At 70.1% G+C, this 10,604-nt stretch carries 10 protein-coding genes and 1 pseudogene; 4 read left to right on the forward strand and 7 right to left on the reverse strand.

Annotated features, from left to right (window positions below):
• The 3 genes and pseudogenes from ACLL81_RS03565 to ACLL81_RS03575 form a co-directional block, all read right to left on the reverse strand.
• A partial coding sequence (locus tag ACLL81_RS03565) for an FAD-dependent oxidoreductase (protein ID WP_411286971.1) occupies positions 1 to 379 on the reverse strand: 379 nt, incomplete at its 3' end.
• A 6-nt stretch (positions 380 to 385) separates the two neighbouring features.
• Positions 386 to 1,374: pseudogene (cysK, locus tag ACLL81_RS03570) on the reverse strand (cysteine synthase A).
• Positions 1,375 to 1,453: 79 nt separating this feature from the next.
• On the reverse strand, positions 1,454 to 2,578 hold the full coding sequence (locus ACLL81_RS03575) for a DNA cytosine methyltransferase (protein ID WP_411286972.1): 1,125 nt from the start codon (positions 2,576 to 2,578) through the stop codon (positions 1,454 to 1,456).
• Between the two features lie 33 nt (positions 2,579 to 2,611).
• On the opposite strand from ACLL81_RS03575, the gene ACLL81_RS03580 reads away from it, so the two are divergent.
• Positions 2,612 to 3,070 carry a COG3650 family protein gene (locus ACLL81_RS03580; protein WP_411286973.1) on the forward strand — a complete coding sequence of 153 codons (459 nt, stop codon included), beginning with the start codon at positions 2,612 to 2,614 and terminating at the stop codon, positions 3,068 to 3,070.
• On the opposite strand, the gene ACLL81_RS03585 is transcribed toward ACLL81_RS03580, so the two are convergent.
• Entirely contained in the window at positions 3,067 to 3,210 is a 144-nt protein-coding gene (locus ACLL81_RS03585) for a hypothetical protein (RefSeq protein WP_411286974.1), read from the reverse strand. The two genes, ACLL81_RS03580 and ACLL81_RS03585, sit on opposite strands and share 4 nt — an antisense overlap.
• 143 nt (positions 3,211 to 3,353) lie before the next feature.
• Between ACLL81_RS03585 and ACLL81_RS03590 the strand changes: the two genes are divergently transcribed.
• The 3 genes from ACLL81_RS03590 (at position 3,354) to recQ (ending at position 7,537) form a co-directional block, all read left to right on the forward strand.
• Positions 3,354 to 5,093 carry an N-acyl-D-amino-acid deacylase family protein gene (locus ACLL81_RS03590; protein ID WP_411286975.1) on the forward strand — a complete coding sequence of 580 codons (1,740 nt, stop codon included), beginning with the start codon at positions 3,354 to 3,356 and terminating at the stop codon, positions 5,091 to 5,093.
• Positions 5,094 to 5,154: 61 nt separating this feature from the next.
• Entirely contained in the window at positions 5,155 to 5,616 is a 462-nt protein-coding gene (locus tag ACLL81_RS03595) for a BLUF domain-containing protein (RefSeq protein ID WP_411286976.1), read from the forward strand.
• A gap of 61 nt (positions 5,617 to 5,677) precedes the next feature.
• The gene (gene recQ, locus ACLL81_RS03600) at positions 5,678 to 7,537 is read left to right on the forward strand and encodes a DNA helicase RecQ (RefSeq protein ID WP_411286977.1); all 1,860 of its coding nucleotides are present in this window, start codon (positions 5,678 to 5,680) and stop codon (positions 7,535 to 7,537) included.
• A gap of 196 nt (positions 7,538 to 7,733) precedes the next feature.
• On the opposite strand, the gene ACLL81_RS03605 is transcribed toward recQ, so the two are convergent.
• The 3 genes from ACLL81_RS03605 to ACLL81_RS03615 form a co-directional block, all read right to left on the reverse strand.
• Positions 7,734 to 8,051, reverse strand: a complete 318-nt coding sequence (locus ACLL81_RS03605; protein ID WP_411286978.1) for a DNA-binding protein — start codon at positions 8,049 to 8,051, stop codon at positions 7,734 to 7,736.
• Between the two features lie 10 nt (positions 8,052 to 8,061).
• Positions 8,062 to 8,370 (reverse strand): type II toxin-antitoxin system RelE/ParE family toxin, encoded by a 309-nt coding sequence (locus ACLL81_RS03610; RefSeq protein WP_411286979.1) that lies wholly within the window; start codon positions 8,368 to 8,370, stop codon positions 8,062 to 8,064.
• Between the two features lie 102 nt (positions 8,371 to 8,472).
• A partial coding sequence (locus ACLL81_RS03615) for a DNA gyrase subunit B (protein ID WP_411286980.1) occupies positions 8,473 to 10,604 on the reverse strand: 2,132 nt, incomplete at its 5' end.

Raw genomic sequence — 10,604 nt, forward strand, 5'->3', positions numbered from 1 at the left:
GTGCGACCACCTCAACCCCGGTGCGCACCGTCACGCCGGCCGGCGCGAGGGCGTCGTAAAGCAGGCCGAAAAGGGTGGCGCGATGGACGCCCAAGCCAAAGGCGCCGGGTCGCCAGGACTCATAGGCCATGTCGAGGATGCGCCGCCCGGAGAGATCACGGCCGTCCAGCTGGTCGATCCGCGCCCCCGCCGCCGCCACGGCGTCATAGAGCCCCAGCACCTTCAGGGCCGCCAGGCCCGAGGGCTGCAGCAGCAGTCCCGAGCCCAGGGGCCGGGGGCTGTCAAAACAGTCCAGCAGGAGCACCTCATGGCCCCGGCGCGCCAGGGCCAGGGCCGCCGCCATGCCCGCGACACCGCAGCCGACGACGGCGGCGCGCATGGGACCCTAGAGGCCGTCGAACAGGGCGGTGGAGAGGTAGCGTTCGGCGAAACTGGGGATGATGGCCACCACCGTCTTACCGGCGAAGTCGTCGCGGCACGCCACATCGAAGGCCGCCGTCAGGGCCGCGCCCGAGGAAATCCCCACAGGATGCCCTCTTCGCGCGCCACCCGCCGCGCCATGGCGAAGCTGTCGTCGTTAGAGACCTGGATGATCTCGTCGATCACCCCGCGGTCGAGGATCGAGGGGACGAAGCCCGCCCCGATGCCCTGGATCTTGTGCGGGCCGGGGGCGCCGCCGGACAGCACCGGCGAGGCCTCGGGCTCCACCGCGATCATCCGCACCGAGGGCTTGCGCGCCTTCAACACCTGGCCGATGCCGGAGATGGTGCCGCCGGTGCCGACGCCGCAGATCACCGCGTCGACGCTTCCCTTGGTGTCGTTCCAGATCTCCTCGGCGGTGGAGACCCGGTGGATCAAGGGGTTGGCCTGGTTTTCGAACTGCTGAGGCATGACCGCGCCGGGGGTGGCCTCGACGATCTCCTTGGCCCGGGCCACCGCGCCGGCCATGCCGCGTTCGGCCGGGGTGAGTTCGAGCTTGGCGCCCAGCAGCAGCAGCATCTTGCGCCGCTCGATGGACATGCTCTCCGGCATGACCAGGGTCAGCTTGTAGCCCTTGGCCGCGGCCACGAAGGCCAGCGCGATGCCGGTGTTGCCGCTGGTGGGCTCGACGATGGCGCCGCCGGGCTTGAGCACGCCCTTGGCCTCCAGATACTCGATCATCGCCACGCCGATGCGGTCCTTCACCGAGCCGATCGGGTTGAAGAACTCCAGCTTGGCCAGCACCTCGCCCTTGGGCTTCAGCGCCGCGGTCAGGCGCGGCAGGCGCACCAGCGGGGTGTCGCCCAAGGTGTCGAGGATGGAGTCGAAGATCTTGCCGCGGCCTTCGCGCCGATAGCGGGCGGCGTCGTAGGTCTTGTCGGGGGTGGCGTCCATGACCGGGTGTCTCTTCTTTTCGCGGGGGCCTTTTGGCCTGCGAACCTAAGACTTCCGGCTAGGCGTTGGAAGGGGTGGGCTACGCCGCGGCCATGGCGGCGGCGGGCGCCAAGAGGGGTTCCAGCAGTTCCCGGGCCAGCCAGCGCACCACCGGGACGGCCACCCCGTCGCCGACCACATGGTGGGCGGAGGTCGCGGCTTTCGGCAGGAGGTAGCCGTCCGGCAGGCCCATCAGGCGGGCGGCTTCCCGGGCGGTGAGCAGCCGGGTCCGCGCGCGGCCGTCCTCGACCACCACGATCGCCTGGCGCGAGGAGCCGCCGCGGGGGGTGCGCAGACAACCGGCCAGGCCATCGAAGCGAACCTCGGCCCGCTGCACCCGATGGCCGGCCTCCACACGGGTCCGGCGGAACACCGCGCCCACGGCGCGGCCCTGCTGCGCCGCAAGCTTGGCGCGGTGCAGGGGCGCCATCAGCGCCAGCCAGCGGGACGTGCGCTCCGGGGCGTGCCAGACGACCTGAGCGTCCGGTTCGAGCAGGGCCGCGAGGTCGGTGTTGCGCCAGGCCGGCGCCGCGAGACGCCACCAGACCCAGCCGTCGGCCACGTCGGGCGGCAAGCCGGCGGCGGCGGCCTTCACGGCGCGGGTGTGAAAGGGACTGTCGCCGGTCAGGCCCGGCGGGGGGGCGCCCAGGACGGCGACGACGAACACCCGCGGACGCGATTGGGGAAGGAAGCCGGCCGCGTCGATCTCCAGCGCGCCGAAAGCGTAGCCCTGCGCCGCCAGGGCCCGGCCCAGGGCCGCGAAGTCGGCGCCCCCGTTTGAGGTCAACAGGCCGGTGACGTTCTCGATGACGATGGCCCGCGGCGCGCGACCCTCCGCGCCCAGGGCCCCCACCAGCCGCCAGAAACCGAAGACGGCCGAGGACCGCCCGCCCGCCAGCCCGGCCCGGCCACCGGCCAGGCTGAAGTCCTGGCAAGGCGACGACGCCCAGGCGAGGTCGGCCTGTCCCGGCAGATCGGCGGCTGTCACCTGCCACACGTCGCCCTCGCGGAAATGACCCGTGGCGTCAGGGAAATTGGCGCGATAGGTGGCCGCCTTCACGGCGTCGAAGTCGTTGGCGAAACCGCAGGCCCAGCCCGCGCCCAGGCCCAACCGCGCCATGCCGCCGCCGGCGAAGAACTCAAGGAAGGTGAAGGGCCGACTCACACGTCAAGGGTAGCGCAGTTCAGAGATTCCGCGATGATGGCGGCCATGCGCATCCTCATCCTCCTGAGCCTCGTCGCCCTGGCCGCCTGCCAGCCCAAGACACCTGAACCGGCGCCGAAGTCTGCGCCCGTTGACACCTCCGCCGGGCCCGCGGTGTCGGTTTCCGACTTCAGCCAGGATATGAATGCGGTAGGTACGGAGCCGTTCTGGGGCGTGAAGGTGCGCGGTACCGAGATCACCCTGTCACGGCCCGATGCGGCCGACCTGGTCACCAAGGCGCCGGGGGCGGCGATCCAGAGCGGGCGAGCGACCTGGGCGGCGACTTCGGCGGACGGCAAGGCGCTGAAGCTGACGCTCTACGTCAGCCCCTGCTCGGACGGGATGAGCGACCTGACCTATCCGATGGCGGCGGAGGTGGAGCTGGCCGGGGAGACCCTGCGCGGCTGTGCGGCCAAGACGGCTGAAATGCCCCGCGAGGGTGGGCGGCCTTAGCCGCCGTTGAGGTCCAGGGTCTGGATCTGCGAGCGCGCATCGGCCTGGTTGTTGGTCGGCGCCGGCAGGGCGAAACCGATGGCGATGGCGATGGCCGCCACGGCGGCGAGGACCGCCTTCAGCGGCAGGGCATGACTCATCGGGTTTCTCCGTCCAGTCCCGCAGGAAAGCCCCGCAGCGTCTTCAGTTCCCAAGGTGAAGCTGCGACCTCTTGACCGCGCCGGGCGCGCGGGCGGCTAATGATCGCCTGTGGCCGGAACGATCCGCCGACAGGGAGGCGAGCATGGAACGGGCCTATGACCTGGTGATCCGCGGCGGGACCGTGGCGGACGGCTCGGGCGGGCAGCCCTTCGAGGCCGACATAGGCGTCAAGGACGGGCTGGTGGCCGCAGTCGGGCAGATCTTGGGGTACGGCGCCGAGGAGATTGACGCGCGCGGGCGGCTGCTGACCCCGGGCTTCGTGGACATCCACACCCACTATGATGGCCAGGCCGCCTGGGACACGCGGATGCAGCCGTCGTCCTGGCACGGGGTGACCACCGTGGTGATGGGGAACTGCGGTGTAGGGTTCGCGCCCTGCAAAGCCGAGGACCACGACCGCCTGATCCGCCTGATGGAAGGCGTCGAGGACATCCCCTTCCCGGTGCTGCAGGAGGGGCTGCCGTGGAACTGGGAGAGCTATCCGGACTATCTCGACGCCCTGGGCCGCCGGCGGTTCGACATCGACGTGGGCAGCCAGCTGCCGCATGCGGCGCTCAGGGTCTTCGTGATGGGCGAGCGCGGGGCGAACCGCGAGCCGGCCACTGAGGCCGACATCCACGCCATGGCCGCCATCGCCCGGCGGGCGGCGGACGCCGGAGCCCTGGGCTTTTCCACCTCGCGCACCCTGAACCACCGCACCTCCGACGGCCAGCCGACCCCGACGCTCACCGCCGGCGAGGACGAGCTGACCGGCATCGCCATGGGCCTGGCCGCCGCCGGCAAGGGCACGCTGCAGGTGGTCTCCGACTTCGCCGATCCGGAGGCCGAGTTCGCCATGCTGCGCCGGCTGGTGGAGCGTTCGGGCCGGCCGCTGTCGTTCAGCCTGGTGCAGAGCCCTCGGGCGCCGGAGGGCTGGCGCTTCCTCCTTGAGAAGCTGAGCGAGGCGACGGCGGCGGGCCTGCCCATGCGCGCCAAAGTGGCCGGGCGGCCGGTGGGCATACTGTTCGGCTTCGAGCTGACCCTGAACCCGTTCAGCCATCATCCCAGCTACCGGGAGATCAAGGACCTGCCGCTGGCGCAGAAGCTGGCCCGCCTGCGCGATCCGGCGTTCCGCGCCCAGCTCCTGGCCGACCAGAGCACCGCCGAACGCGGCTTCGCCGGGTCCCAGCCGCGCAACTGGGCGACCATGTTCCTGATGGGCGACGAGCCCGACTACGAACAGACGCCGGACCAGACCGTCGAGGCGATCGCTGCGCGCCGCGGGCTGGACCCTGCCGCGGTGGCGCTGGACCACATGCTGACCAACGACGGGCGCGGCATGCTCTACCTGCCGTTCCTCAACTATGCCGACGGGTCGCTGGACCCCAGCTACGAGATGCTGACCCACCCCGACGCCGTGCCGGGCCTTTCCGACGGTGGCGCGCATGTGGGCATGATCTGCGACGGCAGCTTCCCCACCTCGAACCTCACCCACTGGACCCGGGACCGCACGCGGGGCCCGAAGCTCGCCGTCGAGCGGATGGTCAAGGCGCAGACCTGGGACACCGCCCAGGCGGTGGGCCTCTGCGACCGGGGCCTGATCGCGGTGGGCTACCGCGCCGACCTCAACGTCATCGACTACGGCGCCCTGAAGCTGCGCAAGCCCGAGGTGGCGTACGACCTGCCGGCGGGTGGGCGTCGCCTGATCCAGAGGGCGGACGGCTATGTGGCCACCGTGGTCGCCGGCCAGGTCACCTATCGCGACGGCGAGCCCACCGACGCCCTGCCCGGTCGGCTGCTGCGGGGAGCCCAGACCGCGCCCGTGGCGATCGCGGCGGAGTAGCCAGGCTCGTTAGGCGATACTTCAGGGCTCGCCCCTAGAACCTCCCCAGAATTGAGGCGACATGTCGGCCATCTCAGGTACGCGAACCCTCCACCGCCTGATCTATGTCAGCCACCAGATGATCAAACCCGCCGCGCTGGACGAGACGCTGGGCGACATCATCGGCGCCTCGATCCGCAACAACCGGCAGGTAGCCATGACGGGGCTGCTGCTGGCGCACGACGGCTATTTCTTGCAGGCCCTGGAAGGCCCCGCGGAAGCGGTGATGAACACCTACCGGCGCATTCTCGACGACCGCCGCCACGACGGCTCCAAAGTGCTGGGCGCGGGACCGGCCGGGACCCGCGCCTTCGGAAGCTGGAACATGTGCGCGCGGCAACTGAGCCCGGCGGACACCGCCATCGTGGACACGCTGGGCCGAGGCGCGCGCTTCGATCCCGAGGCCATGTCCGGACCCGCGGCGCTGCGGCTCCTGAAGGCGGTGCGCAACATCCAGGACGAGACGCAGCGCGCCTACGACTGAGCACAGGAACGCGCGCCAAGCCGCATCGCTTTTCGCGCGAGTCACCGCCATAAACGCAGCGATGACCGCCGCCCTCGCCGAAGCCCCCCCGAGCCCCCTGGACGAGGCGCGGGAGATCCTGCGCCGGACCTTCGGGCACGCCGAGTTCCGCGGGATGCAGGGCGAGGTGATCGCCGAAATCCTGGCCGGGCGCAGCGCCATGGCGGTGTTGCCCACCGGCGGCGGCAAGAGCCTGTGCTACCAGATCCCCAGCCTGATCCGGCCGGGCCTGGGCCTGGTGGTCTCGCCGCTGATCGCCCTGATGGCCGACCAGGTGGCCGGGCTGCAGCAGTCCGGCGTGGCCGCCGCCCGGCTGGATTCCAACATTGACCCCTCCGAGAAGGCGGAGACCTGGCGGCGCATCGAGGCGGGCGAGCTGGACCTGCTCTATCTGTCGCCCGAGGGGCTGATGCAGCCCTGGATGATGGACCGCCTGGCGCGCACGTCCCTGGCGCTGATCGCCATCGACGAGGCCCACTGCGTCAGCCAGTGGGGCCACGACTTTCGGCCCGAGTACCGGATGCTGGGGCGGCTGGCGGACATCTTCCCCAACGTGCCGCGCCTGGCGGTGACGGCCACGGCGGACGCCCGGACCCGCGACGACATCCGCGGCGAGCTGCGGCTGGAGGACAGCCGCGAGTTCGTGGCCAGCTTCGCCCGGCCGGAGCTGATCCTCACCGCTGAGCGCAAGCGCGGCCAGGGGCACAAGCGGGTGGTGGAGCTGGTCACCGCCCGGCCGGACCGCTCCGGGGTGATCTATGCCGGCTCCCGCGACGGCACCGAGAAACTGGCCGAGGCGCTGCGCGCCGCCGGCGTCCCGGCGGTGGCCTATCACGCGGGCCTGGAGCGGACGCTGCGCACTGAGCGGCTGGAACAGTTCCTGGAGGCGGACGCCGCGGTGATGGTGGCCACCATCGCCTTCGGCATGGGGGTGGACAAGCCGGACGTGCGCTTCGTGATCCACGCCGACCCGCCGGCCTCCATCGAGGCCTACTGGCAGGAGGTCGGCCGGGCCGGCCGCGACGGGGACCCGGCGGAGGGCATTACCCTCTATGGCGCCGCCGACATGGCCTGGGCGCTCCGCAGGATCGCCGAGCGTGACGTGGACGAGACGGTCAAGCAGGTGCAGGTCCGCAAGGTCCGCCAGTTCTACGCCATGATGGACGGGGTCGGCTGCCGCGCCACGGCAGTCCGGCGCTACTTCGGTGAGACCGAGGCAGAGCCCTGCGGCCAGTGCGACCTGTGCACCGGGGCGGTGGAGACCACCGACGCCACCGAGGCCGCCCAGAAGGCGCTGTCCGCCGCGCACCGGCTGGCCGGCCGGTTCGGCCGCGGCCGGCTGGTGGACCACCTGACGGGCAAGACCAAGGAGGTGAGCGCACAGGAGGCGTCGCTCTCCACCTGGGGGATCGGGACCGAGCTCAGCCAGGCCCAGTGGCGCGACCTCACCGAGCAGTTGCTGTTCGAGGGCCTGTTGCGCGAAGACCCCAACGACGGCCGGCCGCTGGTGGGCCTGGGCGACGCCGAGGCGGTGCGTGCGGTGTTCCGCGGCGAGCGGCGCGTGGCCATGCGCAAGTCGGTGGAGGGTGACGACGATACCTCCCGGTCAGGCCGGCCGCGCAAGCGCAGCCGCGAGGCCGCCGCCGCCCTCGCCCCCGCCGACCAGCCCCTGTTCGAGGCGCTGCGCGCCTGGCGCAGCAGCGAGGCCAAGACCCAGCATGTGCCGCCCTATCTGATTTTCCATGATCGCACCCTGGTGGAGATCGCCCAGGTGAAGCCCGCCGCCCGCGCCGCCCTGGAGCGCATCAACGGCGTCGGCGAGGGCAAGCTCGCCCGCTACGGCGAGGCAGTGCTGGCGGTGGTCCGGGGGTTCGAGGGCTGAGAGGACAAGGGGGCCCAATGCCAGGCCGACGCCCAGGTTAGGGGTTGCTGTGAACGGAGGAAGGGGCTCGGCGCGTGGCTCGCAAGTCCTGCCGACCGCGAACCCTTTACCCGCCGGGACTTGCAACGCCCGCACGGGACAGAGGCGGGCATGACCAGTCGGGCGGATGACCTCCACTTGGAGGCAAGCGGGGCCGTCAGGCGGCGTGAACCTCAAGGGTCACGCCGGACGAGCGTTGCAGAAAGCCGATGACGGCGAAAAGGTTGGTGGCGTTTGGGTTGCCGCGCGGGCCGAACATCCGCATCAGGCTCTTGGTCGGGGTGCCGGTGAAGATCGACAAGGTTTCAAAGCCAACAGTGGCGTTGATGTAGTCGCGTAGCACGGCCTTGCCGGTATCGACGTCGCCTTCCAACAAGGCGTTTACGCCTTCGGTCAGCAGAGCCTGCTTGAACACGGGATCGCGCGTGACCCGGGCTTTTACCGTGTCCTTGAAGGATCGGGTCAGCGCCATCACGTCTTGCCTTTCAACTGCGCCTTCCAGCGCGCGTCTTGTAACCTGTCCATCGCGCCTTCGCGGCCTCAATGTCCTTGGCCTGGCGCCGCTTGGTCCCGCCGCCCAGCAGAATCACCAGGCGCCTGCCAGACCATCCGAGATAGACCCTGTATCCTGGGCCGTAGTTGATCCGGTATTCCATGAGCCCGTCTCCGACTCCCTTGAGATTGGACGTTGCGCCGCAAGCGATCCGCGCCACCGCAACCGTCACCTTGGCGGCGGCGACCGGGTCCAAGTCTTCGAACCAGTCGGCGAACGGGCTTTGGCCCGCGTCGTTCACATACTCCTCAATCTCGACGCCATAAGGTAACATATACGATACCTTATTTCAAGTCCGCCGCGGACAACCGGCTGGGACGTTGCGCTCGGTTCCTGACAGCCTCTACACGTCCACCTCGGCGTCCAGGGCGTTGGCCTGGATGAACTCTCGGCGGGGCTCGACCAGGTCGCCCATCAGGCGGGTGAACATGTCGTCGGCGTCGTCGGCGTGGTTGACGCGGACCTGCAGGAGGGTGCGGGCGTCCACGTCCAGGGTGGTCTCCCAGAGCTGCTCGGGGTTCATCTCCCCCAGGCCCTTGTAGCGCTGGATGGAGAGGCCCCGGCGGCCGTTGTCCATCACCGCGCCGACCAGGTCGAGCGGGCCGCGGACGGTGGTGGTGCGGTCCTTGCGGGTGTAGGTGGCCGGCCCCGGGAACACCTGGGCCAGTTCCTTGGAGCGCTCCGACAGCCGCCGCGCGTCGGCGGCGTGCAGCAGGAGGTCGTCGAGCACGATCCGTTCGGAGACCCCGCGCTTGATGCGCGAGAACACGAAGCCGCCGCCCTCGCCCTTTTCGCCGGACCAGGCGCCGTCGCCCTCCTCGGCATAGAGGTCCAGGCGCCTGGCGGCCACATCGGGATCGCCGCCGTCGGCCAGCAGGCCAGCCAGGGCCGCCTGTTCGATGGCGAAGGCCGGCGCCCGGGTGGCCAGGCGCTCCACATTGGCCTTGGCCCCGCGGGCGGTCTGCACGAGGGCCAAGAGGTCCTTGCCGGTGAGGCGCTCGCCGGACGCCAGGTCCAGGGTGGCGGAATCAACGCCTTCGTCGATCAGGTAGACCTCAAGTTCGGCGTCGTCCTTGAGGTAGCGCGTGGACTTGCCCTTGGACGCCTTATAGAGCGGCGGCTGGGCGATATAGAGGTATCCGCGCTCAATGATCTCCGGCATCTGCCGGTAGAAGAAGGTGAGCAGCAGGGTGCGGATGTGGGCGCCGTCCACGTCGGCATCGGTCATCACCACGATCTTGTGGTAGCGCAGCTTGTTGATATCGAACTCGTCGCGGCCGATGCCGGCGCCGAGCGCCATGATCAGGGTGCCGATCTGGTCGGACCCCAGCATCTTGTCGAAGCGGGCCCGCTCGACGTTGAGGATCTTGCCCCGCAGCGGCAGGACGGCCTGGTTCTCGCGGTTGCGGGCCTGCTTGGCCGAGCCGCCGGCTGAGTCACCCTCCACCAGGAAAATCTCCGACTTGGCCGGGTCCTTTTCCTGACAGTCAGCGAGCTTGCCGGGCAGGGACGAGATATCCAGCGCCGACTTGCGCCGGGTCAGTTCGCGGGCCTTGCGGGCGGCCTCCCGGGCGGCGGCGGCCTCGGCGATCTTGTGGACGATCAGGCGGGCCTCGACGGGGTGCTCCTCGAACCAGCTGGCCAGGCCCTCCTGCACCAGGCCTTCCACAGCCGGGCGGACTTCGGAGGAGACCAGCTTGTCCTTGGTCTGGGACGAGAACTTCGGGTCGGGGACCTTGACCGAGAGCACGCAGGTCAGGCCCTCACGGGCGTCCTCGCCGGAGACCGAGACCTTCTCGCGCTTGGCCGCGCCGGAGCTCTCCGCATAGTTGGAAATCACCCGGGTGAGCGCGGAGCGGAAGGCCGCCAGGTGGGTGCCGCCGTCCCGCTGGGGGATGTTGTTGGTGAAGCAGAGCACGTTCTCGTGGTAGCCGTCGTTCCACCAGAGCGAGAGGTCCAGCTCGACATTCTCACGCTTGCCGCGGATCACCAGCGGCGTCTTCAGCAGCGGCGTCTTGGCCTTGTCCAGGTGGCGCACGAAGGCTTCGATGCCGCCGTCGTAGTGCATCACCTCGACGAAGGGCTCGGCCTCGCGGTTGTCCTTCAGCCAGATGGTCACGCCGGAGTTCAGGAAGGCCAGCTCGCGCAGCCGATGCTCCAGCGTCTTGCGGTCGAAATCGATGAACGCGAAGGTCTCCAGCGAGGCCAGGAAGGTGACCTCGGTGCCGGACAGGGGCTCGCCGTTCTCGCGCATGGGCGCGTCGCCGGTGACCACCAGGGGCGAGACCGCGTCGCCGCCGCGGAACTCCATCTCGTAGGCCTTGCCGCCCCGGTAGATCTTCAGCTTCAGCCACTCGGAGAGCGCATTGACCACCGAGACGCCGACGCCGTGCAGGCCGCCGGAGACCTTGTAGGAATTCTGGTCGAATTTCCCGCCGGCGTGCAGCTGGGTCATGATCACCTCGGCCGCCGAGA

Source organism: Phenylobacterium sp. (assembly GCF_046590535.1).
GTDB lineage: Bacteria > Pseudomonadota > Alphaproteobacteria > Caulobacterales > Caulobacteraceae > Phenylobacterium.